The organism is Pseudomonas sp. S60 (genome assembly GCF_016647865.1).
GTDB classification, from domain to species: Bacteria; Pseudomonadota; Gammaproteobacteria; order Pseudomonadales; family Pseudomonadaceae; genus Aquipseudomonas; species Aquipseudomonas parafulva.
In genome coordinates, this window is the sequence record NZ_JACVVH010000046.1 from 1 (window position 1) to 22,890 (window position 22,890).

At 63.6% G+C, this 22,890-nt stretch carries 24 protein-coding genes; 13 read left to right on the forward strand and 11 right to left on the reverse strand.

Translation table 11 applies throughout. The features are described from left to right. Window positions 1-100: 100 nt before the first annotated feature. The 3 genes from IAE33_RS19800 to arsC are packed head-to-tail and all read right to left on the reverse strand — an operon-like array spanning window position 101 to window position 1,462. Window positions 101-514 carry a DUF2069 domain-containing protein gene (locus tag IAE33_RS19800; protein WP_201164758.1) on the reverse strand — a complete coding sequence of 138 codons (414 nt, stop codon included), beginning with the start codon at window positions 512-514 and terminating at the stop codon, window positions 101-103. Further along, the gene (gene wrbA / locus IAE33_RS19805) at window positions 507-1,112 is read right to left on the reverse strand and encodes an NAD(P)H:quinone oxidoreductase (RefSeq protein ID WP_028635028.1); all 606 of its coding nucleotides are present in this window, start codon (window positions 1,110-1,112) and stop codon (window positions 507-509) included. The genes IAE33_RS19800 and wrbA overlap by 8 nt, the downstream gene beginning before the upstream one ends. After that, the gene (gene arsC / locus IAE33_RS19810; RefSeq protein ID WP_201164759.1) at window positions 1,109-1,462 is read right to left on the reverse strand and encodes an arsenate reductase (glutaredoxin); all 354 of its coding nucleotides are present in this window, start codon (window positions 1,460-1,462) and stop codon (window positions 1,109-1,111) included. Before arsC ends, wrbA begins: the two co-directional genes overlap by 4 nt. An 85-nt stretch (window positions 1,463-1,547) precedes the next feature. Here arsC and IAE33_RS19815 point away from each other — a divergent pair, with 85 nt between their 5' ends. Next, window positions 1,548-2,012, forward strand: coding sequence for a TlpA disulfide reductase family protein (locus tag IAE33_RS19815; protein ID WP_201164760.1), 465 nt, complete (start codon window positions 1,548-1,550; stop codon window positions 2,010-2,012). A 67-nt stretch (window positions 2,013-2,079) separates the two neighbouring features. Here the strand turns inward: IAE33_RS19815 and IAE33_RS19820 are convergent, their stop codons facing one another. From IAE33_RS19820 to IAE33_RS19835, 4 genes are read right to left on the reverse strand one after another with little or no spacing between them, the layout of a single operon-like run. Next, window positions 2,080-2,484, reverse strand: coding sequence for an META domain-containing protein (locus tag IAE33_RS19820; protein ID WP_201164761.1), 405 nt, complete (start codon window positions 2,482-2,484; stop codon window positions 2,080-2,082). Continuing rightward, window positions 2,481-2,918, reverse strand: coding sequence for a hypothetical protein (locus IAE33_RS19825; RefSeq protein WP_201164762.1), 438 nt, complete (start codon window positions 2,916-2,918; stop codon window positions 2,481-2,483). The genes IAE33_RS19820 and IAE33_RS19825 overlap by 4 nt, the downstream gene beginning before the upstream one ends. 31 nt (window positions 2,919-2,949) lie before the next feature. Then, window positions 2,950-3,939 carry a 2-hydroxyacid dehydrogenase gene (locus IAE33_RS19830; RefSeq protein ID WP_201164763.1) on the reverse strand — a complete coding sequence of 330 codons (990 nt, stop codon included), beginning with the start codon at window positions 3,937-3,939 and terminating at the stop codon, window positions 2,950-2,952. Between the two features lie 60 nt (window positions 3,940-3,999). Further along, window positions 4,000-6,753: a response regulator gene (locus IAE33_RS19835; RefSeq protein ID WP_201164764.1), complete on the reverse strand. Its 2,754-nt coding sequence runs from the start codon at window positions 6,751-6,753 to the stop codon at window positions 4,000-4,002. A 191-nt stretch (window positions 6,754-6,944) separates the two neighbouring features. On the opposite strand from IAE33_RS19835, the gene IAE33_RS19840 reads away from it, so the two are divergent. The 7 genes from IAE33_RS19840 (at window position 6,945) to IAE33_RS19870 (ending at window position 15,260) form a co-directional block, all read left to right on the forward strand. Beyond that, entirely contained in the window at window positions 6,945-7,664 is a 720-nt protein-coding gene (locus IAE33_RS19840; RefSeq protein ID WP_201164765.1) for a response regulator transcription factor, read from the forward strand. A 3-nt stretch (window positions 7,665-7,667) separates the two neighbouring features. Then, window positions 7,668-9,026, forward strand: a complete 1,359-nt coding sequence (locus IAE33_RS19845; RefSeq protein WP_201164766.1) for a sensor histidine kinase — start codon at window positions 7,668-7,670, stop codon at window positions 9,024-9,026. A gap of 111 nt (window positions 9,027-9,137) precedes the next feature. Continuing rightward, a complete protein-coding gene (cysM, locus tag IAE33_RS19850; protein ID WP_028635037.1) occupies window positions 9,138-10,037 on the forward strand; it encodes a cysteine synthase CysM in 900 nt (299 codons plus the stop codon). Next, entirely contained in the window at window positions 10,038-11,396 is a 1,359-nt protein-coding gene (rlmD, locus tag IAE33_RS19855) for a 23S rRNA (uracil(1939)-C(5))-methyltransferase RlmD (protein ID WP_201164767.1), read from the forward strand. It begins immediately after the preceding gene. A 99-nt stretch (window positions 11,397-11,495) separates the two neighbouring features. Then, window positions 11,496-13,736 carry a GTP diphosphokinase gene (gene relA, locus IAE33_RS19860; protein ID WP_028635039.1) on the forward strand — a complete coding sequence of 747 codons (2,241 nt, stop codon included), beginning with the start codon at window positions 11,496-11,498 and terminating at the stop codon, window positions 13,734-13,736. A gap of 124 nt (window positions 13,737-13,860) precedes the next feature. Then, window positions 13,861-14,694, forward strand: a complete 834-nt coding sequence (mazG, locus tag IAE33_RS19865; protein ID WP_201164768.1) for a nucleoside triphosphate pyrophosphohydrolase — start codon at window positions 13,861-13,863, stop codon at window positions 14,692-14,694. Window positions 14,695-14,720: 26 nt separating this feature from the next. Beyond that, window positions 14,721-15,260, forward strand: coding sequence for a DUF2058 domain-containing protein (locus IAE33_RS19870; RefSeq protein WP_201164769.1), 540 nt, complete (start codon window positions 14,721-14,723; stop codon window positions 15,258-15,260). Window positions 15,261-15,303: 43 nt separating this feature from the next. On the opposite strand, the gene IAE33_RS19875 is transcribed toward IAE33_RS19870, so the two are convergent. The 4 genes from IAE33_RS19875 to purM all read right to left on the reverse strand — a co-directional run bounded on the left by IAE33_RS19875 (window position 15,304) and on the right by purM (window position 18,119). Further along, window positions 15,304-15,486: a hypothetical protein gene (locus IAE33_RS19875; protein WP_028635042.1), complete on the reverse strand. Its 183-nt coding sequence runs from the start codon at window positions 15,484-15,486 to the stop codon at window positions 15,304-15,306. A gap of 202 nt (window positions 15,487-15,688) precedes the next feature. Next, complete coding sequence (locus tag IAE33_RS19880; RefSeq protein WP_060481733.1) at window positions 15,689-16,399, reverse strand: DUF3108 domain-containing protein; 711 nt, start codon at window positions 16,397-16,399, stop codon at window positions 15,689-15,691. Window positions 16,400-16,407: 8 nt separating this feature from the next. After that, a complete protein-coding gene (gene purN, locus IAE33_RS19885; RefSeq protein ID WP_028635044.1) occupies window positions 16,408-17,061 on the reverse strand; it encodes a phosphoribosylglycinamide formyltransferase in 654 nt (217 codons plus the stop codon). Next, window positions 17,061-18,119 (reverse strand): phosphoribosylformylglycinamidine cyclo-ligase, encoded by a 1,059-nt coding sequence (purM, locus tag IAE33_RS19890; RefSeq protein ID WP_201164770.1) that lies wholly within the window; start codon window positions 18,117-18,119, stop codon window positions 17,061-17,063. Before purM ends, purN begins: the two co-directional genes overlap by 1 nt. 334 nt (window positions 18,120-18,453) lie before the next feature. Between purM and IAE33_RS19895 the strand changes: the two genes are divergently transcribed. The 5 genes from IAE33_RS19895 to IAE33_RS19915 all read left to right on the forward strand — a co-directional run bounded on the left by IAE33_RS19895 (window position 18,454) and on the right by IAE33_RS19915 (window position 22,887). After that, the gene (locus IAE33_RS19895) at window positions 18,454-19,506 is read left to right on the forward strand and encodes a DUF2066 domain-containing protein (RefSeq protein ID WP_201164771.1); all 1,053 of its coding nucleotides are present in this window, start codon (window positions 18,454-18,456) and stop codon (window positions 19,504-19,506) included. An 11-nt stretch (window positions 19,507-19,517) separates the two neighbouring features. Next, window positions 19,518-20,591 carry an AI-2E family transporter gene (locus IAE33_RS19900; RefSeq protein ID WP_201164772.1) on the forward strand — a complete coding sequence of 358 codons (1,074 nt, stop codon included), beginning with the start codon at window positions 19,518-19,520 and terminating at the stop codon, window positions 20,589-20,591. 141 nt (window positions 20,592-20,732) lie between these two features. After that, window positions 20,733-21,440 (forward strand): DnaA regulatory inactivator Hda, encoded by a 708-nt coding sequence (gene hda, locus IAE33_RS19905; RefSeq protein ID WP_060481729.1) that lies wholly within the window; start codon window positions 20,733-20,735, stop codon window positions 21,438-21,440. Window positions 21,441-21,567: 127 nt separating this feature from the next. Continuing rightward, window positions 21,568-22,212, forward strand: coding sequence for a C40 family peptidase (locus IAE33_RS19910; RefSeq protein WP_201164773.1), 645 nt, complete (start codon window positions 21,568-21,570; stop codon window positions 22,210-22,212). A gap of 138 nt (window positions 22,213-22,350) precedes the next feature. Further along, window positions 22,351-22,887 carry a C40 family peptidase gene (locus IAE33_RS19915; RefSeq protein WP_201164774.1) on the forward strand — a complete coding sequence of 179 codons (537 nt, stop codon included), beginning with the start codon at window positions 22,351-22,353 and terminating at the stop codon, window positions 22,885-22,887. The last annotated feature ends 3 nt before the right edge of the window (window positions 22,888-22,890 follow it).

Consider the following 22,890-nt stretch of genomic DNA (forward strand, 5'->3'; position numbering starts at 1 on the left):
GCCTGGACCCTGACGCGCCCATAGAATATGTGGAAAACGACGCCGGCCGTGGGGGGGGGGGGGGCGGGCCCGCCGGCCCCCCCCCCCCCCCCCCCCGACCTTATCCCCCTTCACCCGCCATGCGCCGCTCATGCTGGAACTTCCAGCGCACAAACAGCAACGCGGCAATGAACAGCCCCAGGCTGATCAGCACTTCGGCCCAGCCAAACACCGCCCGCCCCGGGTCGAACGCGGCCAGTACGCCCTTGATGAAGTAGATGTTCACCACGAAGCATGTCCAGGCATGGGCCCGTGCGCTGCCTAGCAGCATGCCGGGCAGCAGCAACAGCAACGGGATCAGCTCAATCGCCAGGATCACGCCGACTCGCGCGCCGTGGAGGTTGGCGAACCACAGGTTGTTCACCACCAGCAGGGCGATCAGGCCGAAGAACAGTGCCAGGCTCGTTGCCCGCGCCAGGCGCAGGCGCGGCGCCAGCCACTCCAGCGGCGGCAGCACCTTGGGCTTCCTAGCCACGCGCAGCCTCCAGGGCCTTGGCAGTGGTCGCCAGACGTTGGCCCAGGGCACGGCACAGGGCGATTTCGTGGGTGTCCAACTCGCGCTTGCCGTCGGCGCCAGCATGATGGCTGGCACCATAGGGGGTGCCACCGCCACGGGTTTCCAGCAGTGCCGACTCGCTGTAGGGCAGCCCCATCACCAGCATGCCGTGGTGCATCAGTGGCAGCATCATCGACAACAGGGTGGTCTCCTGGCCGCCGTGCAAGCTGGCGGTGGAGGTGAACACACCAGCAGGCTTGCCGACCAGTTCACCGCCCAGCCACAGGCTGCTGGTGCCATCGAGGAAGTATTTCAACGGTGCTGCCATGTTGCCGAAGCGGGTAGGGCTGCCCAGCACCAGGCCGGCGCAGTGGCGCAGGTCGTCCAGGGTGGCGTACAGGGCCCCGCTGGCTGGGATGTCGGGCGCTACCGCTTCGCACTCGGTAGAGATGGCCGGCACGGTGCGCAGGCGCGCCTCCAGGCCTGCCAGTTCGATGCCACGGGCGATATGCCGGGCCATCTCGCTGGTGGCGCCATGGCGGCTGTAATAGAGCACCAGGATGTAGGGTTCGCTCACGGCAAAATCTCCAGCACATGCTCAGGTGGGCGGCCGATCACGGCCTTGTCGCCGGCCACCAGAATGGGCCGCTCGATCAGCTTGGGGTGGCTGACCATGGCTTCGACCAGTTGTGCGTCGGTGAGCGCTGTGTTGGCCAGGTTCAGCTGTTTGTATTCGTCTTCGCCGGTGCGCAGAAGCCCGCGCGCGCCAATGCCCAGCTTGCCCAGTATGGCCCGCAAGGTGGCAGCATCGGGAGGCGTTTCCAGGTAGCGCACCACGGTGGGCGCCAGGCCGCGGGCCTCGAGCAGTCCCAGGGCGGCGCGGGATTTCGAGCAGCGCGGGTTATGATAGAGCGTCAGGTCGGTCATGTGGGGTCGCATCCAGCAGGGTGTGGCGGCTATTCTAACCGCAGCGACCGCCCCATTTGCTCTAAAACTCGAGAAGGATTGACCCATGGCAAGGCGTCTGGCAGCAGTACTGGCCATCACCGCAAGCTTGTTGCTCGGTGGTTGCGGTGCCGATTATGGCGTGGACCAACACGGTAATGCAGTGAAGGCCGAGCAGCTTGACGGCCACTGGCTGGTGCTCAACTACTGGGCAGAATGGTGCGGGCCGTGCCGTACCGAAATCCCTGAACTGAACGCTGCGGCCAAGCAGTGGGCGGCTGACGGTGTCAGGGTGGTGGGGGTGAACTTCGATGGCTTGCAGGGCCAGGACCTGAAGCAGGCAGCCGACACCCTGGGTATTGGTTTCACCGTACTGGCCCAGGACCCGGCCGAGCGTTATGACCTGCCACGCAGCGAGGCGCTGCCGGTGACCTACATCATCGATGACAAGGGCAAGGTGCGCGAGCAACTGCTGGGCGAGCAGACCTTGGAGGGCTTGCAGGCGAAGATCAAGGCGTTGAAGGGCGCGTAAATCGGGCGGGCCGCGCATTACCGAGCCGGCACGCGTGAGCACCGCTCAGCGTGCGGCCCACCACCCATCACCCTTCCTCGGGCCACAAGCGCAGCGGCTTGCCCTCGGCAGGCCACAGGCGCAGCTGGTCAACAGGGGACATGTCCCAGCGCTGGACTGTTTCCAGCGCCTGCAGGAAGCGCTTTTCCTGCTCCATCAAGGCGGGTGCGCACAGCTTGCGGGTTTTGCCCACATGGCCGAAGCTCAGGCGCTCGCCGTCAAGGGTGTAGGGTGCAAACCAGTGGTTGCACCCAGCGTTGCCGTAGGCACGGCCGTCGCTGGCCAGGGTCAGGGTCAGGTGGCTGTCGTCGATCAGTGGGCGCTCGCCGATCCACTCCAGCACATAGCTGCGCTCCTGTTGCAGCTTGGCAGGCTGTGCGGCGCAGCCCAGCAGGCCGGTGGCGATCAGCGCGCCGGTCAGCAGGTTTTTCACTGGGCAACCCCCTGGCAACGCGGGCACAGGTGCTTCTCGTCGCGGCTTACCCAGCCCAGCTCAGCGATACGGGCACTGGCAGCAGGCTGGCGGGCTTTCTTGCCCAGCTTGGCGTCCACGGCGAATTCGAAATCCAGTACTGCCGCGCAGCTGTTGCACTCGACCTGCCAGTTGAGGATTTCCAGTTCGTTGAACACTGGGCCGCTGGCCACGGCGACCCATTGACCGCGTGGGTTGATCAGGTGGCGTACGCTTTCGACGGCCAAGCGCATGGACAGGTCCTTGCTACCCTTGAGGGTCACCAGCAAGGTGTCGCCTTTGTGCATCGAGCCGCCGTTGCCTGTGACCTGATAACGGCCCGGCACCAATGCGCGGCACTCGATCAGGGTGTGTTGCGGGTTGAAAAGCGTGTAGCGAAAATCGTGTTCGACCATGGGTCCTCCAGAAATGCCGCGTATCCTAGCACTAACCCACCACCAGATTCTGCGGATTGCCCGCCGCCCAGCGGTTGATGTTTTCCAGCGTGGTCTCGGCAATGGCCGCCAGTGCCTCGCGGGTGAGAAAGGCCTGGTGGGCCGTGATGATCACGTTGGGGAACGTCAGCAGCCGCGCCAATACGTCATCCTGCAGCGGCAGGTCGGAGCGGTCCTCGAAAAACAGCTGGGCTTCTTCTTCATACACGTCCAGGCCCAGGTAACCGAGCTGGCCGCTTTTCAGCGCGTCGATCAGCGCTGGGGTGTCGACCAATGCGCCGCGCCCGGTATTGATGAGCATGGCGCCGTGCTGCAACTGCGCCAGGCTCTGGGCGTTGATCAGGTGGTGGGTGCCTTCGGTCAGCGGGCAGTGCAGGCTGATGATGTGGGCCTCGTGCAGCAGCTCGGGCAACGGTAGATACCGAGCGCCCAAGGCCAGTAGGTCAGGGTTGGGGTAGGGATCGTAGGCCAGCAACTGGCAGCCGAAACCGGCCATGATACGGGCAAAGGCGGCGCCGATCTGCCCGGTGCCAACCACGCCGACGGTTTTACCGTGCAGGTCGAAACCGGTCAGGCCATGCAGGGTAAAGTCTCCCTCACGGGTACGGTTATACGCGCGGTGCAGCCGGCGGTTCAGCGCCAATACCAGCGCTACCGCATGTTCGGCCACGGCGTGGGGCGAGTAGGCCGGCACACGTACCACGGCCAGGCCCAGGCGCCGTGCGGCGGCCAGGTCGACATGGTTGTAGCCGGCAGAGCGCAGGGCGATCAGGCGCGTGCCACCGCTTGCCAGGCGTTCGAGCACCGGCGCATCCAGCTCGTCATTGATGAATGCGCAAACCACCTCATACCCTTGTGCCAGGGTAGACGTGTCGAGGGTCAGGCGGGCGGGCTGGAAGTGCAGGTCCGCACCGTAATGCTGGGCGGCCCGCGAAAAACTCTCCTGATCGTAATGCTGGCAACTGAACAGCAGTGCACGCATGTCTGGCTCCTTGTGTGTCCGTGGCCAACGGCGTGGAATGCTGCCCGTCGGCAATTAACCTCAGCCGGTCGACCGGGCTTGTGCAGCCAGGCGAACGATTGCGCTGTCCAGTTCATCCAGGGCTTGGGTTGCCTGTGTACTGTCCTGCTTCAGCAAGGTTTCGCTGCGCTGGCAGGCCGCCCGTAGCTGCGGCACGCCGCAATAACGGGAGGCGCCGTTCAAACGGTGCACCTGTTCGATCAGCGCAGTGCGGTCCTGGGCATCGCGGGCAGCGCGTATGGCCCTGCGGTCATCATCCAGCGCGGCCAGCAGCATGCTCAGCATGTCTGCTGCCAGGTCTGCCTTGCCGGCCGCCAGGCGCAGGCCTTCTTCGTGGTCCAGCACCTTCAGTTCATCGGCGTTGGGTGGCAGCTCGGCCTGGGCCTGCTGGGGCGAACCCAGGCTGAGCCCGGTCCACTTCATCACCACCTGGGCCAGTTGTCGCTCGCTGATCGGCTTGGTCAGGTAGTCGTCCATGCCGGCGTGCAGCAGGGCGCGTTTTTCGTTGGCCATGGCGTGGGCGGTAAGGGCGACGATTGGCAGTGGGTTGCCACTCTGGGTGTTTTCCCACAGGCGAATCTGTTCGGTGCAGGCCCGGCCATCCATGCCGGGCATCTGCACGTCCATCAGCACCAGGTCGAAGGGTTGGTCCTGTACGGCCTGAACGGCAGCGTAGCCATTGTCGACCGCTACTACCCTGGCGCCCAGGTCCTCGAGCAGGGTCTGCACCAGCAGCAGGTTGGCCGCGTTGTCGTCCACGCAGAGAATCTTTGGCTGGTGCTGGCCGTGAAGTGGGCTGGTTTCATTTTGCGGCCGGCGCGGTTGCACCATCTCCAGCAGCAAGCGGCGCAGTTTGCGGGTGCAGGAGGGTTTGGACAGCAGTTGGCCGTGCCCGTTGGACAGGTAAGGGTGATACAGCGCTTGCTCGGTGGTGGGGCACAGCACCACGCACTGGCAGTGGTGGCGTTCGAGTTGCTGGTAGTACTCGCCCAGTTGCTCGGGCGAAAGGGTGCCCAGGTTGGCGCCCATCACCGCGAAGTCGAACGGCTGCCCCGCCTGGCTCGCGGCCTGCACTGCCTGCACCAGCTGATCGTAGGACGCGAACTGGCTGACGCTCAGCCCGCAGTCCTGCAACTGGTGGTCCAGTGCCTGGCGCGCCAGTTCATGGCCATCGACGATGGCGGCACGGCGGCCGAGCAAGGGTTGCAGCGGCAGCGCTTCGACATCGTCGTGGGCTTTGGGCAGGTTCAGGCTTATCCAGAACTGCGAGCCTTCCCCAGGCGTGCTGTCAACGCCAATTTCGCCGCCCATCTGCTCGATCAGGCGTTTGGAAATCACCAGGCCCAGGCCGGTACCGCCGGGTTGCCGGGCCAGTGAGTTGTCGGCCTGGCTGAAGGCCTGGAACAGGGTGCGCACATCCTGGGGCGACAACCCTATGCCGGTGTCCTGCACACTGATGCGCAACTGCGCGCTGTCTTCGTGTTCGTCTTCGAGCATGGCGCGGACCACGATCGTGCCTTCGCGGGTGAACTTGATGGCATTGCTGACCAGGTTGGTGAGGATCTGCTTGAGCCGCAGCGGGTCACCGATCAGCGACGATGGCGTATCCCGGTAGATAAGGCACAGCAGCTCCAGCTGTTTGGCGTGGGCGGCCGGGGCCAGGATGGTCAGGGTGTCCTGGATCAGGTCGCGCAGGTTGAACGGAATGCTGTCGAGCACCAGCTTGCCGGCCTCGATCTTGGAGAAGTCGAGAATCTCGTTGATGATGCCCAGCAAGTTGTCGGCAGATTTTTCGATGGTGTTCAGGTAGTCCACCTGGCGCGGCATCAGCTCGCTTTTCTGCAGCAGATGGGTGAAGCCCAGGATGCCATTGAGCGGGGTGCGGATTTCGTGGCTCATGTTGGCCAGGAACTCCGACTTGATCCTGCTGGCCTCCAGGGCCTCCTTGCGCGCCATGTCCAGTTCGATGTTCTGGATCTCGATGGTTTCAAGGTTTTGGCGTACGTCCTCGGTGGCCTGGTCGATGCTGTGCTGCAGCTCTTCATGGGCATTGTGCAGGGTTTCGGCCATGCGGTTGATGCCCCGGGCGAGTTCATCCAGTTCATGGCTGCCCATGGCCGGAAGGCGTTCTTCCAGGTGCCCGTCCTTGAGCTGGTTGACCGCATGCTTGATGCGTTCGATAGGGTGGTTGATGGCACGGCTCATGCGCAGTGCCAGCAGCCCGCTGAGTACCAGGCAGGCGAGGATCAGCAGCAGGGTGGTGAACAGGTTGCGGTAGCCCCGTAGCAGTGTGCCGTCGTGGGACAGTTCGATCTCTACCCAGCCCAGCAAGCGTTCGGCTTCGGCCGGCACCGCTTCAGTGGCCAGGTCACGATGGTGGCCGAAGACCGGCATCAGGTAACGGGTGGCGTCGTTGCCCGTGCGTTGCAGCAGCTGCGTGCCGCTGCCGCCGCTGGGGGGCTGGTTGAGCATGCTGGGGCCGGCGTGGGCCAGCCGTGTGCGGTCCGGGGCGAGAAAGGCGACGGCACGCACGTCGGGCTGCTCCAGGGTCTGGGCAGCGATGCGTTCAAGCTGCGCGGGCGCCGGCCGCGCCATGGCGGGTGCCGCCAAAGGCGCCAGTTGCTCGGCGAGCATCTTGCCGCGTTGCAGCAACTGCGTACGCAGGTCGCTTTGTTGCAGCCAGGTAAAGTAGCTGCCCAGTACCAGTGCCATCAGCCCGGCCGGCAGCAAGGCCAGCAGAAGCACCCGGCTGCGAATCCCCAAACGATCGAGCACACCGCCTCCTGTCATGTGCCTGGACACCGTCGTGTGTGACGGCCAAGGGGCGACGTTACTCCGCCTGCCAGGCTAATGCACCTGTTTAGTCGGTGTTTTTGCCTTCTGTGGCCAAGCTGCACGGGATGCAGTTGCCTGTCGTGTACGGGATGCTGAATAATCTGGCAATTGAGAATAAATTGCAGTTGCCAATGAATCTTGTAGCGACGCCCAGCCCCGCCATCCTCGCCATCGAAGACGACCCTGTACTGGGCGCCTACCTCCACGAGCAATTGCAGCGCGGCGGCTTTCAGGTCACCTGGTGCCGCAATGGCCTGGAGGGCCTGGAAACGGCCAGCCGCCGGGTCTTCGATGTCGTGCTGCTCGACATCCTGCTGCCCGGGCTCAACGGGCTGGAAGCCCTGACCCAGCTGCGCAGGCAGGGCGCCACGCCGGTCATCCTGATGTCGGCGCTGGGCGCCGAGGCTGACCGCATCGTCGGTTTCAAGCGTGGCGCGGACGACTACCTGCCCAAGCCGTTCAGCATGGACGAATTGCAGGTGCGTATCGAAGCGATCCTGCGCCGCGTGCGCCTGGAGCGCTGCCACCGGCCGCAGCTACAACATACGGATCGGGGCGAACTGGAGTTGGACGAGGCGCACCTGGACGTTCGCCTGGCCGGCTGCGCGGCGGGCCTGACACCCAGCGAATACCGGCTGCTGGAAATGCTGACCCGTAACCCCGATGAGGTGCTGAGCAAACCCTTCCTGTACCAACAGGTGCTGCAGCGGGGCTATTCGCAGCATGATCGTAGCCTCGACATGCACGTCAGCCAGCTGCGCCGCAAGCTCAAGGGCATCGGCTACGAAGGGCGGCAGATCCGTACCGTCTGGGGCAAAGGCTACGTGCTCAGCGCCCTTGAGGTGCAGTAGGCCGTGCTCGACCGGCACTCGCTGTTCTGGAAGCTTGCCATTCTGCTGGTGGGCTTCTGCCTGCTGATGATCGGGCTCAGCTTCACTTGGGGCCGGCATATGGAAACCCGCAACGCCTACCTCGACGAGCCTGCGCGTGCAGCGTTGCGCGCCTATGCAGCCGAGGCCGAGCACGCCTGGCGCAGCGGTGGGCGTGAGGGCCTGGACCGTTGGGTGGCGCAGATGCACCGGCGTGAGCACGGCTGGGTGGGTGTGCTGGATGCCAACTTGCGGCCGCTGGACAGCGCCACGCTCGATGCACAAGCCCTGCAGCGCCTGACCCGCCTGCGGGGGGTTGACTGGCCCATGAGCAGGCGCAGCGTCGACCAGCCGTGGATGCGTGTTCCGTTCCCGGGCGCAGCAGACCAGGCCATGCTGGTCATCGAGCTGCCACAGCGCTTCAACCCAGGCCAGTACCTGCTGCTGTGGCGCATCCTCACCAACGGTATCATCCCCGGGCTGTTCACCCTGCTGCTTTGCGTGGGCCTTTACCGCATGCTGATCGTGCCGCTGAACCAACTGCGCGAGCAGGCCAATGCCTGGCGTGCCGACCAGCTGTCGGCCCGCCTGGCACCACGCCTACTGGCCCGTCACGACGAACTGGGCGAACTGGCGCGGGCGTTCGACCAGATGGCTGAACGCTTGCAAGGCACCGTGGCTATCCAGCAGCAGTTGCTGCGTGACCTGTCCCACGAGATGCGCACGCCCCTGAGCCGCTTGCGCGTGGCCTGCGACAGCGAGCCGGAGCTACAGGGGTTGCGCGAGCGCCTGAGGCGAGAAGTGGACTGCATGCAGCAGTTGGTCGAAGGCACCTTGCAGTTGGCCTGGCAGGACGCCGAGCGTGCGCCGATGAACCTGGAGCCCATCGAGGTGCAGGCGCTGTGGGACCTGCTGGCCGAGAACGCCTGCTACGAGTGCGGCTGGTCACCCGCCCGCCTGCACTGTGAGGTGCCCGCGGGCTGCTGGGTGCAGGGCAACCTCAATTATCTGGCCCAGGCGCTGGAGAACCTGCTGCGCAACGCCATTCGTCACTCGCCCCCCGAGGGGGTAGTGCGTCTGGGTGGGCGCAGGGAGGCGGGGTGCTGGTGGCTGTGGCTTGAAGATGAAGGTGGCGGAGTGGCCGAACAGGACCTGGAGCGCATCTTCGCGCCGTTCTCCCGGCTGGATGGCTCGCGGCCCGGTGACGGCGGCTTTGGCCTGGGCCTTAGCATCGCCCGCAGTGCTATCCAGCGCCAGGGCGGCACCCTGTGGGCGCGCAATGGGCCGCGTGGGTTGCGCCTGTGGCTGCGCTTGCCCGCGCATGCGCCAGGCCGAAATCAATGACTGGGCATTTGATATAGCGTGTAGCTATATGCACCACAGATTGCGTGATATGGCGCGCAAGGGTTTGCCGGTATGATAGGCGCCCCTGCCGCCTGGATTGTGAAGCACACCATGACCTTGCAGTACCCAACCATCGCCGATTGCGTCGGCAATACGCCTCTGGTTCGCCTGCAGCGCCTGGCTGGCCAAACCAGCAATACCCTCCTGCTCAAGCTTGAAGGTAACAATCCTGCCGGCTCGGTGAAAGATCGCCCGGCGCTGTCGATGATCGCCCGGGCCGAACTGCGCGGCCAGATCAAACCCGGCGACACCTTGATCGAAGCCACCTCCGGCAATACCGGTATCGCCCTGGCGATGGCGGCAGCGATCAAGGGTTACAAGATGATCCTGATCATGCCCGACAACTCCACCGCCGAGCGCAAGGCCGCCATGACCGCCTACGGCGCCGAGCTGATCCTGGTGACCAAGGAAGAAGGCATGGAGGGTGCCCGGGACCTGGCCGAAAAGCTTCAGGCCGAAGGCCGTGGCCTGGTGCTGGACCAGTTCGCCAACGGCGACAACCCGATTGCCCACTACAACAGCACGGGCCCCGAAATCTGGCAGCAGACCCAGGGCACCATTACCCATTTCATCAGCTCCATGGGCACCACCGGTACCATCATGGGCTGCTCGCAGTACCTCAAGGAGCAGAACCCGGCGGTGCAGATCGTCGGCCTGCAACCGATGGAGGGCTCTGCCATCCCCGGTATCCGCCGTTGGCCAGAAGAGTACCTGCCGAAAATCTTCGATGCCGCCCGGGTTGATCGCGTCGTCGACATGTCCCAGCAGGAAGCCGAAGAGACCATGCGCCGGCTTGCCCGCGAAGAGGGCATTTTCTGCGGCGTGTCCTCCGGTGGTGCGGTGGCCGCCATGCTGCGTCTGTCCCGCGAAGTGGAAAATGCCACCCTGGTCGCGATCATCTGCGACCGTGGCGACCGCTACCTGTCCACTGGCCTGTTCGATCACAGCTAAATGTCCAAGAAAAAGAGCAACAGCGGCCTGCGCTTCCAGCCAGCCGGCGGTAACCGCAGCCCCCAGGTACCTGTGGGCAAGAAGCAGCAATTGACCGTGGAGCGCCTGGCCGGCGACGGCCGAGGCATTGCCTTTCATGACGGGCGTACCTGGTTCGTCAGTGGCGCCCTGGCAGGTGAGGTGGTCGAGGCGCGGGTGCTCAGTGCCCGCGGCAAGGTGGTGGACGCGCGCCTGGAGCGGCTGCTGCAAGCCAGCCCCGAGCGCCGTGAGGCGCCGTGCCGGCACTATGCCCGCTGTGGCGGGTGCAACCTTCAGCACCTGCCCCATGCGGCGCAGCTGGCGCTGAAACAGCGCACCCTGGCCGAACAGTTGCAGCGGGTGGCCGGCGTGCAGCCCGAGCAGTGGGCGGCGCCGCTGAGCGGGCCGGAGTTCGGCTACCGGCGCCGTGCGCGGGTGGCCGTGCGCTGGGACGCCAAGGCGCGGCACCTGGAGGTGGGGTTGCGCGCCGAAGCCAGCCAGGACATCGTCGCCCTCGACGATTGCATGGTGCTGGTACAGCCCTTGCAGTCGATTCTGCGGCATCTGCCAACCGTGCTGCGCTCGCTGGGCAAGCCGCAGGCGCTGGGGCATGTGGAATTGTTCAGCGGCACTGCCGAGGCGGTGCTGGTACGCCATGTGGCGCCGTTGCCTGCCGAAGACCTGGCTCGGTTGCAGGCCTTCTGCGAGCAGGCCAGCGCTCAGTTGTGGCTGCAGGGGGAGGATGAGCCTGCCCCGGTGGTGCAGGGTGCACCCTTGGGCTTTGCCTTAGCGCCCTGGCAATTGGAGCTCGCCTGGCGACCAGGGGACTTCGTGCAGGTCAACGCCCAGGTCAACACGGCGATGATCGAACAGGCCCTGGCCTGGCTGGCACCGCAGGCTGACGAGCGGGTGCTGGACCTGTTCTGCGGGTTGGGCAATTTCGCCCTGCCACTGGCCCGCCAGGCGCGTGAGGTGGTAGCAGTTGAAGGCGTGCAGGCCATGGTCGACAGGGCCGCCGCCAACGCCCGAAGCAACAATGTGCATAACGCACGGTTTTTTCAGGCCGATTTATCGCAGCCTTTGGCCGGCTCCGGATGGGCCGCCGAAGGCTTTTCTGCGGTACTCTTGGACCCACCGCGTGACGGTGCATTCGAGGTGGTGCAAGGCATCGCCCGCCTCAAGGCCAAACGGCTGGTCTATGTATCGTGCAACCCGGCAACGTTGGCGCGAGACGCGCAGGTGCTGGTTGGGCAGGGGTACCGGTTAAAAAGGGCCGGGATTCTCGACATGTTTCCTCAGACGGCACATGTCGAGGCCATGGCGTTATTCGAAGCGGGCTAGCATGCTGCTGGCCCCTTGGTACGGCTTTCAAGGATTGGCAGCCGTGCGGTGATTGCCAGTGCATCCGTGGGGTGCGCTGTATGGAAAGGTAGAACAAAGATGGTACAGGTGAGAGTGCACCAGCCGGTCAACACCGACGGCAGTATCAATCTCGAAGGGTGGTTGGACCACGTGGTGAGCGTCGATTCGGCACTGGACCGCGCTGCGCTGAAAGACGCCTGCGAGTTTGCCCTGGACGTCGAGAAGAAGGGCAACCCTGCCAAGCATTCCTGGGCAGACGGTACCTCCAGCTTTCAGGCCGGGCTTGAAATCGCCGAGATCCTCGCGGACCTCAAGCTCGACCAGGACTCCCTGGTGGCAGCGGTCATCTATCGGTCGGTACGTGAGGGCAAGGTGACCTTGGCCGAGGTCAGCCAGCGCTTCGGCCCGGTGGTTTCCAAGCTGATCGACGGCGTGCTGCGCATGGCTGCGATCAGCGCCAGCCTCAGCCCCCGGCAGTCGCTGGTGCTGGGCTCCCAGGCGCAGGTCGAGAACCTGCGCAAGATGCTCGTGGCCATGGTCGACGATGTGCGCGTGGCGCTGATCAAGCTGGCCGAGCGCACCTGCGCGATACGTGCAGTCAAGGGTGCCGACGACGAGAAGCGCCTGCGGGTTGCCCGCGAGGTGTTCGACATCTATGCCCCCCTGGCACACCGCCTGGGCATCGGCCACATCAAGTGGGAACTCGAGGACCTGTCCTTCCGTTATCTCGAGCCCGATCAATACAAGCAGATCGCCAAGCTGCTGCACGAGCGTCGGCTGGACCGCGAGCGCTTCATCAGTGATGTGATGAACCAGTTGCAGAACGAGCTGCTGGCCACGGGCGTGAACGCCGATATCAGCGGCCGGGCGAAACACATCTATTCCATCTGGCGCAAAATGCAGCGCAAGGGCCTCGAGTTCAGCCAGATCTACGACGTGCGTGCCGTACGTGTACTGGTGCCGGAGGTTCGTGACTGCTACACCGCGCTGGGTATCGTGCATACGTTGTGGCGGCACATCCCCAAGGAGTTCGACGACTACATCGCCAACCCCAAGGAAAACGGCTACCGCTCGCTGCATACGGCAGTAATCGGCCCTGAGGGCAAGGTCCTCGAGGTCCAGATCCGCACCCACGGCATGCACGAAGAGGCTGAGCTGGGGGTGTGCGCCCACTGGCGTTACAAGGGCACCGACGTAAAGTCTGGCTCCAACCATTACGAAGAAAAGATTTCCTGGTTGCGCCAAGTGCTGGAATGGCACGAAGAGCTGGGTGATATCGGCGGCCTGGCCGAACAACTGCGGGTGGATATCGAGCCGGACCGGGTCTACGTGTTCACCCCGGACGGCCACGCCATCGACCTGCCCAAAGGCGCCACGCCGCTGGACTTCGCCTACCGGGTGCACACCGAGATCGGCCACAACTGCCGGGGTGCCAAGATCAACGGGCGCATCGTGCCGCTCAACTACAGCCTGCAGACCGGCGAGCAAGTCGAGATCATCACCAGCAAGCACGGTAACCCGAGCCGCGACTGGCTGAACTCGAACCTGGGCTACGTGACCACTTCACGGGCGCGGGCCAAGATCGTGCACTGGTTCAAGCTGCAGGCACGTGACCAGAACGTCGCCGCCGGCAAGACCCTGCTTGAGCGTGAGCTAAGCCGGTTGGGCCTGCCTCAGGTGGACTTCGAGCGCCTGGCCGACAAGACCAACGTGAAGACGGCAGAAGACATGTTCGCGGCACTGGGTGCCGGCGACCTGCGCCTGGCGCACCTGGTCAATGCTGCCCAGCAACTGCTTGAGCCCGAGCGCATCGAGCAGATCGAGCTGGTCCCGCGCAAACCGAGCGGGCCGCGCGGTGGCAAGCGTGGCGATATCCAGATCCAGGGCGTCGGCAACCTGCTGACGCAAATGGCAGGCTGCTGCCAGCCGCTGCCGGGCGATGCCATCGTTGGCTACATCACCCAGGGCCGTGGCGTGAGCATCCACCGCCAGGACTGTGCATCGGTGCTGCAACTGGCGGGCAAGGAGCCCGAGCGCATGATCCAGGTGAGCTGGGGCCCGATCCCGGTGCAAACCTACCCGGTGGACATCGTCATCCGCGCCTATGACCGCCCGGGCCTGCTGCGCGATGTGTCCCAGGTGTTGCTGAACGAGAAGATCAACGTGCTGGCGGTCAACACCCGCTCCAACAAGGAAGACAATACCGCGTTGATGTCGCTGACCATCGAGATTCCAGGCCTGGACGCGCTGGGGCGCCTGCTGGGGCGGATCTCGCAGTTGCCGAACATCATCGAGACGCGGCGTAATCGTACCCCTTGAGACCGCGGCGCCTGCTTCGCGGGTAAACCCGCTCCCACAGGTAACGTACAGATTTCAAAACCTGTATCCATCCTGTAGGAGCGGGTTTACCCGCGAAGAAGCCACCGCCGAAGGACCTGCCTACATGACCTACACCCTCGAAGACCTGCTGCACCTCATGGCCCGCCTGCGCGACCCGCAGTACGGTTGCCCATGGGACCTCAAGCAGAACTACGCGAGTATCGTCCCCCATACCCTCGAAGAGGCCTACGAGGTCGCCGACACCATCGAGCGCGGTGATTTCGAGCACCTGCAAGGTGAGCTGGGCGACTTGCTGTTCCAGGTGGTCTACTACAGCCAGCTGGCCCGGGAGGAGGGGCGTTTCGAGTTCGATGGCGTGGTCGACAGCATCACCCGCAAGCTGATTCGTCGCCACCCGCATGTATTCCCTACCGGCGAGCTTTATGCGCCGCTGAATACCCCCAGCCTGAGCGAGGCCCAGGTCAAGTCCCGTTGGGAGGAGATAAAGGCCGAGGAGCGGGCCGAGAAAAGCACGCCCGAGCAACTGTCGCTGCTCGATGACGTGCCGTCAGCCTTGCCGGCCCTGTCCCGGGCAGCCAAACTGCAAAAGCGCGCCGCCACGGTTGGCTTCGACTGGCCGGCAGCGTTGCCGGTGCTGGACAAGGTGCGTGAAGAACTGGATGAAGTGTTGCAGGCCATGGCCGACGGTGACGCCGATGCGTTGGAAGACGAGGTGGGCGATTTGTTGTTCGCTGCCGTCAACCTGGCGCGGCACCTCAAGCAAGACCCGGAAAATGCCCTGCGCCGCGCCAACCGCAAGTTCGAGCGACGTTTCCGTTTTATCGAGCAGGCATTGCGCGGCAGTGGCACCCCTATTGAAGAGTGTAACCTTGACGCGCTTGACGCCCTTTGGGGTGAAGCCAAGCGTCAGGAAAAGAACCTGCCCAGCTGCGGCTGAGCTGTTGCATAAGTGAGTGAACATTCATGAGCCTTTCCCTTCGCGACCAATTGCTCAAAGCCGGTCTGGTCAACCAGAAACAGGTCTCCCAGGCCAACAAGGCTGAGAAGAAACAAAAACGCCTGGAACACAAAGGCCAGGTAGAGGTAGACGACACCCAGCAGCGCCAAGCCAAGGAAGCGATGGCCGAGAAGGCCAAGCGTGACCAGGAGCTCAACCGCCAGCAGCAGGAAAAGGCCGAGCAGAAAGCCCGTGCCGCGCAGATCAAGCAGTTGATCGAAGCCACCCGCCTGCCGAAGCTCACCACCGAGGACTACTACAACTTCGTCGATGACAAGAAGGTCAAGCGCATTGCGGTCAATGCGCTGATGCGCAGCAAGCTGAGCAATGGTGCGCTGGCGGTAGTGTCCCATGGGGGCGGCTACGAAGTGATTCCGCGTGAAGCGGCACTGAAGATCCAGGAGCGCGACCCGCACCGGGTGTTGCTGCTCAACACCCATGTGGAGGAAGCCGACGATGATGACCCGTATGCGGCCTACAAGATCCCGGATGACCTGATGTGGTAACAGCAAAAACCCCGCCTTGGCGGGGTTTTTCGTTCAAGAGGGGTCATTGCGTGGTGCGCTGCTTTTCCTGGTCTTCCAGCTCGACGCGGTACTGCTGTGCTTCGTGTTCGTTATGGAACATCCCAACCAGTTGACCTTGTTGGTGCACGTCCCAGATCCGCACGCCAGCGGCCAGGCCTTCATGGGACATTTTCGATTCGTCGCGTTCGGTTACTTGGACTGTCATCGGTAAACTCCACATTTTCAGTTGGCTGCGACAGTGTGTCGCACACCCCCTTTATAGAGTTTGTTAGCAGGCTAAGTAAATAAAATCGCCATGAAACAAGTTTCATGAAGCCTGCTTGTGGCGCTTCGGCGCCCGCCCCAGCATCGTCCCATAAAAAAGCCCCGCGCAAGGCGGGGCTCCAGTCACTCAAGACAAGCCCGGCTCAGTTACCCTTTACTGCCTTGCCATCGACCGTACCATCCTGCAGCACGATCACGTATTCCTTGCCGTCAGTTTCGACCTGACGCAGTTGCACCAGCAGGTAATCCCAGTTCTTGGCGAACCACAGCTCGGTGATGCGCTTGCTCTGGCTGGGGTCACGTACCCGCTCGACCTTGACCGCATCCACCTGGCCGGTCTTGGTGGTGACCTTTTCGGTGCCCAGTACGCGGAAGTCGTAGGTGTCGATCTCGTCGCCGTCGACCACCTGGTAGGTCATGCTCTTCTTGCCCGCGGCCACATCATGCTGCAGCGCCAGCTGATACGACGACTTGTCGAGTACGCCGCGGTTCAGCGGCAGGGTGATGGCATCGCCACGGTCGGTACCGGTCACCTTCTTGGCGGCCCAGTCGAAGTTCAGGTCGACCTTCTTCGCCTTGCCCAGGCCACCCCGTTCAAAGTGGTACTGCTGGGGCAGCAGGGTATCGTTGTCCTGGCGCAGTGTGCTCTGCTCGGTCAGGCTGGCAATCATCATGGACGCCTTGAAGTTCAGGCTCCACGTGCCATTGGCATTCTTGACCAGGCTACGTTCAGCGGTACCGCTCATGGGCAACTGCTTCCAGTCGGCGGTGTAGCTGGCCGAAAACGGCTTCAAGTCTGCTGCCTGTAGGGGCAGGGCAAGCACGGCTAGAGCCAAGAGCAAGGCACGACGCATAAAATCTCCTAGGATCGAATCAAGTGACCGCTGGCCGACAGGGGCTGGCCATCCAGTAATGCACCTTGTTCGCCAAGACGCAAGCGCCCTTCGGCAAACCAGCGCACTGCCAGGGGGTAGACCAGATGTTCCTGACAGTGCACCCGCTGGGCCAGCGTTTCGACGGTGTCATCGGCGGCTACGGGCACAACAGCCTGTACGACCAGTGGCCCCCCATCGAGTTCCTCGGTCACGAAATGCACACTGCAACCGTGTTCCGCATCACCGGCTTCCAGCGCCCGGCGATGGGTATGCAGGCCTTTGTACTTGGGCAACAGGGACGGATGGATGTTGACCAGACGCCCCTGGTAATGGCGCACAAAGCTGCCGCTGAGGATACGCATGAAGCCAGCCAGCACCACCAGGTGGGGTTCGAAACCGTCGATGCACGCCATCAGCGCAGCGTCGAAGGCCTCACGGCCTTCGTACTGGGTGTGGTCGAGCACGACATGTTCGATGCCCGCCGCGGCGGCGCGCTGCAGGCCAAAGGCATCGGCACGGTTGGAAACCACCCCGCAGATGCGCACTGGGTTACCCGGGGCCTGGCAGCTGTCGATCAGGGCCTGCAGATTGCTGCCGGAACCCGACAGCAGTACCACGACATTGCAGAACGCGTTCGGCATCAGTGTGCCTTGAGGTTTTGCAGCTCGACCTGGGCTGCGCCCTCAGCAGCTTCGGTGATGTGGCCGATGACCCAAGGCTGCTCGCCAGCGGCACGCAGTTCAGCCAGGGCGGTTTCGACCTGGTCTTGCGCCACGCAGATCACCATGCCGACGCCGCAGTTGAGCACGCGGTGCATTTCGTGTTCGTCGACGTTGCCTTTTTCCTGCAGGAAGTCGAACACTGCCGGGCGCTGCCAGCTGGCCACGTCGATCACTGCCTGGGCGTTGGCCGGCAGTACGCGTGGAATGTTGTCCAGCAGGCCGCCACCGGTGATGTGGGCCATGGCCTTGACTGCACCGGTGTTCTTGATCAACTGCAGCAGCGGCTTGACGTAGATGCGGGTTGGCGCCATCAGCAGGTCGGTCAGGGGCTTGCCGCCCAGCTGGGTGCTTTCGACGTCAGTGGCCGATACTTCGAGGATCTTGCGGATCAGCGAGTAGCCGTTGGAGTGTGGGCCAGAGGACGGCAGGGCAATCAGGGCATCCCCCGTGGCCACCTTGGAGCCGTCGATGATCTCGGCCTTTTCCACCACGCCCACGCAGAAGCCGGCCAGGTCGTAGTCTTCGCCTTCGTACATGCCGGGCATTTCGGCGGTTTCACCACCGACCAGCGAGCAGCCGGCCAGCTCGCAACCGGCGCCGATGCCGGTGACCACAGTGGCGGCCACGTCGACGTTCAGTTTGCCGGTTGCGTAGTAGTCGAGGAAGAACAGCGGTTCGGCGCCGCATACCACCAGGTCGTTCACGCACATGGCGACCAGGTCCTGGCCGATGCTGTCGTGCTTGTTCAGGTTCAGTGCCAGGCGCAGCTTGGTGCCGACGCCGTCGGTACCGGAGACCAGCACCGGCTGCTTGTAGCCGGCCGGGATCTCGCAGAGGGCGCCGAAGCCGCCCAGGCCACCCATGACTTCAGGGCGTGCGGTGCGTTTTGCCACGCCCTTGATGCGTTCGACCAGTGCTTCGCCGGCGTCGATGTCTACACCGGCGTCCTTGTAGCTCAGGGAGGGTTGCTTGCTCATTGATCCAGGCCTTTAGAGGGAGGGATTCGTAGAAACGACCGTGATGGCCAGGGCTGGCTGCCTGATGGCGGCCGCCTGAACTTCAGTGGTCTGTGAAGGCGCGCGATTTTATCAGGGTTGCCGGGCAGCGGCCATCCTCACGCCGACGGGCAGGGCGGGAAATTGCTAAAAAACGTTTGGGGTGTTGATGCGGTGTCTCGAAAGCTTCAAGCTTCAAGCTTCAAGCTTCAAGCTTCAAGCTTCAAGCTTCAAGCCAGGCCCGTACCGCATCCTGCTTGCAGCTTGCAGCTTGCAGCTTGCAGCTTGCCGTCGCTCTGTCCGAGAAGGATACCTCATGCGTTTCTTGAATTTTCTGGTAGCGGGTTGTCTGGGGCTCATGGCAAGCGTTGCCCAGGCTGAGAACGTCGCTGGCCTTTATCAGGTGCGCGAGCAGGTGGCAGGGCAGGGGGCCGAGGCGCGTAACGCGGCGACCGCTCAAGCCTTCGATACCTTGGTACTGCGCCTGACCGGCGACCCGAAGGCTGTACAGAGCCCCGGGCTTGCCGGGTTGCGCAAGGACCCACAGCAAATCATCAATCAGGTGGGCAGCGATGCAGGCCCGCCCGAATCGGTGATGGTCGAATTCGACCCTGGCAGTACCGAACGTGCCCTGCGCAAGGCCGGCCTGGCACTGTGGGGCAGCAACCGCCCGTCCATCCTTGGCTGGTGGCTGAACGACAGCGCCGAGGGTAGTAACCTGGTCGGCGATGGCCAGCCCAGCGCCCAGCCCTTGCGCCAGGCAGCCCAGCACCGTGGCCTGCCCTTGCGCCTGCCGCTGGCCGACCTGCAAGAGCAGTTGGTGGCCAACGCCAAACAGATCGACGCCAGCAAACCCGGCCCCCTGCGCGAAGCGTCCGAGCGGTACGGTGCCGACGCCTTGCTGGCCGTTCACGCCCAGGAAGCGGACGGCAAGTGGCAGGGCAAATGGCAGCTGTGGCTGGGGGACCAGCACGAGCAGGGTACTGCCGAGGGCGCGGCCCCTGAGGCATTGGCTGACGCCGTGATGCTGGCGGTGAGTAACCGCCTTGCGCCGCGCTACGTCACCCGCCCCGGTGCCAGCAGCCAGTTGCTGATGCAGGTAGAAGGCATGAACCTGCAACGCTACGCCGAACTGGCTCGCATCCTTGAACCCTATGGTGCTCACCTGCAACTGGCAGAAGGTACCACCTTCACCTATGCAGTCACGGCCAACCGCGAGCAGTTGCGTGCCCAGCTGGGTCTTGCGCGGCTGCAGGAGCTGCCGGCCGACCCCGCGCCTGCCAGCACCACACCGCCAGCCTCGGCAGGGCAGCCCGCCCCTGACCCAGCAGTGCCCAAATCTTTCGATGGCTTGCGTTTCCGCTGGTAAGAGGCTTCATCATGACTGACATGCGTCGCTGGATCTGGCTGGGCTTGGCACTGCTGCTCATCGTGCTGCTGTATAGCCTGCACAATATCCTCACCCCGTTTCTGGTCGGCATCCTGCTGGCGTACCTGGCAGACCCCCTGGTCGATCGCCTGGAGCGCATGGGCATGTCGCGCACCTGGGGCGTGGTTGTGGTGTTCGGCCTTGTCACTTTGGTAATGCTGGCCTTGCTGCTCGTGCTGATCCCGATGCTGGCCAAGCAACTGGTTCGGCTCTACGAGCTGGCGCCCCAGGTGCTGGACTGGCTTGAACATGTTGCACTGCCCTGGGTACAGGGGCGCCTCGGGCTTGCAGATGGCTTCTGGAAGTTCGACAAGATCAAGGCGGCCATCGGCGCGCACATGGGCCAGACCACCGACATCGTAGGTGTGGTGCTGTCCCAGGCAACGGCCTCCAGCCTGGCCTTGATCGCCTGGCTGGCGAACATGGTGCTGATCCCGGTGGTGGGCTTTTACCTGCTGCGCGACTGGGACGTGATGATGGCCAAGTTGCGCAGCCTGCTGCCGCGCCAGAACGAACCGAAAATCGTCGAGCTGGCCGGTGAGTGCCATGAGGTGCTGGGCGCGTTTGTACGCGGGCAGTTGCTGGTGATGGTCGCCCTGGGCTTCATCTATTCAGCCGGCCTGATGCTGGTTGGCCTGGAGTTGGGCCTGCTGATCGGCATGATGGCCGGGCTGGCGGCCATTGTGCCGTACATGGGCTTCATTATCGGTATTGGCGCAGCGCTGGTGGCCGGGTTGTTCCAGTTCGGTGGCGACCTTTATCCCATGCTCGGCATCGTGGCGGTGTTCATGGTGGGGCAGGCGCTGGAGGGCATGGTGCTGACCCCGTTGCTGGTAGGGGATCGCATTGGCCTGCACCCTGTGGCAGTGATTTTCGCGATCCTGGCTGGCGGTGAACTGTTCGGTTTTACCGGCGTGTTGCTGGCGTTGCCGGTTGCAGCGGTGATCATGGTGCTGCTGCGGCATATGCACGACCTGTACAAGCAGTCGGATATGTACGACGCAGACGTCGACCCTGAGCTGTAGCCGAGTTTGCCCGGGGCAGGCTGCAAGCCTTTGATTTTGCTTGCACTCTGCCCGGGTGTGATTGTGCACCCTGCGTTGCAGGTATAGACTTTGCCGACTGTTCACTAAAGGCCCCTGTGGTCCCGCCGACCGCCCGCGAGCATGAAACCACCGATCCAGTTGCCCCTGGGTGTGCGCCTGCGCGATGACGCCACCTTCATCAACTATTACCCGGGCGCCAATGCTGCGGCGCTGGGGTATGTCGAGCGTCTTTGCGAAGCAGACGCCGGCTGGACCGAGAGCCTCATCTACCTGTGGGGCAAGCAGGGCGTTGGGCGTTCCCATCTGCTGCAGGCCGCCACTCACCGCTTTCAGCAACGTGGCGAGCCTGCGGTGTATCTGCCCCTGGCGCAACTGCTGGAGCGCGGCATCGGGCTGCTCGATTACCTCGCCCAGTACGAACTGGTGTGCATCGATGACCTGCATGTCATCGCCGGCAAGCCGGACTGGGAAGAGGCGATGTTCCACCTGTTCAACCGCCTGCGTGACAGCGGCCGCCGCCTGCTGCTGGCCGCGTCTGCCTCCCCCCGCGAATTGCCCATCAAGCTCCCCGACCTCAAGTCGCGCCTCACCCTTGCCCTGGTGTTCCAGATGCGTGGGCTGTCCGACGAAGACAAGCTGCGTGCCTTGCAACTGCGGGCATCGCGCCGGGGTCTGCACCTCACCGATGAAGTCGGGCACTTCATTCTCACCCGTGGCGCGCGCAGCATGAGCGCGCTGTTCGACCTGCTCGAACGCTTGGACCAGGCCTCCCTGCAGGCTCAGCGCAAGCTCACCATCCCGTTTCTGAAAGAAACCCTCGGCTGGTAACCCCCTGAAAACGCTGGGCTAGAGCGGCCTCACAGAAAAGTCACATCTTTTTCGATAAAATTTGCAAATCGCCATCATAGAGGGCATAGTTCCACCCCACTAAAGGATTACAGACACGGTTGTGCTCATGCTCAAGCGCTTCGCACCCCTCGTGCCACTCGCACTCGTGACCCTGCTTTTTGGCTGCGCGGCCCAAGGCCCAGCTTCTCATTCGCAGCCCCAGGATCACACCCCGGTCGCCGTACAGCCGGCGATCAAGGCCAAAGCCTCGTCGTCGTCGGTGTTCGGCGAACCGCAAGAAGTGGCCACTGAAGATGACCTGGAGGCTTTCTCCAGCAGCAAGCCCTACCAACTGCCGGTTCTGGCCGACAGTATTCTGGAGCGCGGCATGTCGTTGATCGGCACCCGCTACCGCTTTGGTGGTACCTCGGAACAGTCCGGCTTCGATTGCAGTGGTTTCATCGGCTACCTGTTCCGCGAAGAGGCTGGCATGACCCTGCCACGCTCAACGCGTGAAATGATCAACGTCGATGCACCCAAGGTTGCGCGCAACAAGCTCAAGCCAGGTGACTTGCTGTTCTTCAGCACCAATGGCCGAGGCCGCGTGAGCCATGCCGGTATCTACCTGGGTGACAACCAGTTCATCCACTCCAGCAGCCGCCGCAGCGGTGGCGTACGCATCGACAGCCTCGGTGACCGTTACTGGAGCAAGACCTTCATCGAAGCCAAGCGTGCCTTGGCCATGGCGCCGACCAGCATCGCGCGCAACTGAGCACGTGATATACCCTGCCACGGCGGCGTTGCTTTTCAAAAAAAGCTCGCCGCCGTGCGCATTTACAGAAAACGTCTAATCTAAGTTCTCAACTCTTTTCGGCTGCGGCCCAGCGACCTCAGACAGGATGTTTTTGCCATGACAACGATGGCGCGCTTCGCATTGCTTTCCCTGGCAGCCCTTCTGGCTGCTTGCTCCAGTCGGCCACCGGCACCTGCGCCGGTGGTGGTTCAGCCACGGGTCGTGTACAGCCAGCCAAGCGCTTCGCCCGTCGCCGATGACGTGCTCATCCGCGCGATCGGCCTGGTGGGTACGCCCTACCGTTGGGGCGGCAACACCCCGGACTCTGGCTTTGACTGCAGCGGCCTCATCAAGTACGTCTACCGCGATGCCGCCGGTATCAGCCTGCCGCGCTCCACGCGGGAGATGATCGTCATGCAAGCGCCAACGGTAGATGCCAAGTCCCTGCAGTCCGGGGACCTGGTGTTCTTCGCCACAGGGGGTGGGTCGCAGGTCAGCCATGCGGGCATCTATGTGGGCGACGGGCGTTTCGTGCATGCCCCGTCCACCAGTGGCACTGTGCGCCTGGACTACCTGTCCAACAGCTACTGGGCAAAGGCTTACTTGCAGGCCAAGCGGGTGATTCAGCAGGGCCACCTGGCGCAAAACCCCTGAGCA

Bases quoted from the DNA above. Each gene is read 5' to 3' on its own strand.
- IAE33_RS19915 (WP_201164774.1), top strand. From the start codon at position 22,351: ATGACAACGATGGCGCGCTTCGCATTGCTTTCCCTGGCAGCCCTTCTG.
- IAE33_RS19910 (WP_201164773.1), top strand. From the start codon at position 21,568: ATGCTCAAGCGCTTCGCACCCCTCGTGCCACTCGCACTCGTGACCCTG.
- rlmD (WP_201164767.1), top strand. From the start codon at position 10,038: ATGTCCAAGAAAAAGAGCAACAGCGGCCTGCGCTTCCAGCCAGCCGGC.
- relA (WP_028635039.1), top strand. From the start codon at position 11,496: ATGGTACAGGTGAGAGTGCACCAGCCGGTCAACACCGACGGCAGTATC.
- IAE33_RS19830 (WP_201164763.1), bottom strand. From the start codon at position 3,939: ATGCGTGCACTGCTGTTCAGTTGCCAGCATTACGATCAGGAGAGTTTT.
- cysM (WP_028635037.1), top strand. From the start codon at position 9,138: ATGACCTTGCAGTACCCAACCATCGCCGATTGCGTCGGCAATACGCCT.
- IAE33_RS19815 (WP_201164760.1), top strand. From the start codon at position 1,548: ATGGCAAGGCGTCTGGCAGCAGTACTGGCCATCACCGCAAGCTTGTTG.
- IAE33_RS19825 (WP_201164762.1), bottom strand. From the start codon at position 2,918: ATGGTCGAACACGATTTTCGCTACACGCTTTTCAACCCGCAACACACC.
- hda (WP_060481729.1), top strand. From the start codon at position 20,733: ATGAAACCACCGATCCAGTTGCCCCTGGGTGTGCGCCTGCGCGATGAC.
- IAE33_RS19875 (WP_028635042.1), bottom strand. From the start codon at position 15,486: ATGACAGTCCAAGTAACCGAACGCGACGAATCGAAAATGTCCCATGAA.
- IAE33_RS19840 (WP_201164765.1), top strand. From the start codon at position 6,945: ATGAATCTTGTAGCGACGCCCAGCCCCGCCATCCTCGCCATCGAAGAC.
- mazG (WP_201164768.1), top strand. From the start codon at position 13,861: ATGACCTACACCCTCGAAGACCTGCTGCACCTCATGGCCCGCCTGCGC.
- IAE33_RS19895 (WP_201164771.1), top strand. From the start codon at position 18,454: ATGCGTTTCTTGAATTTTCTGGTAGCGGGTTGTCTGGGGCTCATGGCA.
- IAE33_RS19880 (WP_060481733.1), bottom strand. From the start codon at position 16,399: ATGCGTCGTGCCTTGCTCTTGGCTCTAGCCGTGCTTGCCCTGCCCCTA.
- purN (WP_028635044.1), bottom strand. From the start codon at position 17,061: ATGCCGAACGCGTTCTGCAATGTCGTGGTACTGCTGTCGGGTTCCGGC.
- arsC (WP_201164759.1), bottom strand. From the start codon at position 1,462: ATGACCGACCTGACGCTCTATCATAACCCGCGCTGCTCGAAATCCCGC.
- purM (WP_201164770.1), bottom strand. From the start codon at position 18,119: ATGAGCAAGCAACCCTCCCTGAGCTACAAGGACGCCGGTGTAGACATC.
- IAE33_RS19870 (WP_201164769.1), top strand. From the start codon at position 14,721: ATGAGCCTTTCCCTTCGCGACCAATTGCTCAAAGCCGGTCTGGTCAAC.
- IAE33_RS19900 (WP_201164772.1), top strand. From the start codon at position 19,518: ATGACTGACATGCGTCGCTGGATCTGGCTGGGCTTGGCACTGCTGCTC.